Consider the following 269-nt stretch of genomic DNA (forward strand, 5'->3'; position numbering starts at 1 on the left):
GGGAATGTAACGGCTGGCTTCTACAAATCTAACTGGAAGTCTCACCAATACTGGAACTGGAGCAATATTTTAACCACAGCCTCAGATAAACCGGAACTTTTGAATTTGGTAGATACTTCATTAACGCCAAACAGTGTAGGTTATTCTAAAACGTACAATGGGGTTACCAATATGTCGTTCCTGTTGAGAGATTCTCAGATTCAGGGAAGTCTGAATGATCTTTACCTGAATTTGGATTACAACATTACCGATGATCTTAGTTTTAACGG

General features: G+C 39.0%; 1 protein-coding gene. It reads left to right on the forward strand.

Features of this window, described 5'->3' with window-relative positions; all coding sequences use genetic code 11:
• Positions 1–269, forward strand: a 269-nt coding sequence (locus ACS2QP_RS27800) for a hypothetical protein (protein WP_438883072.1), incomplete at both ends; no start/stop codon positions are given.

Origin of the sequence: Bacillus cereus group sp. Bce019, from assembly GCF_051781745.1 — a bacterium.
Lineage (GTDB): Bacteria > Bacillota > Bacilli > Bacillales > Bacillaceae_G > Bacillus_A > Bacillus_A cereus.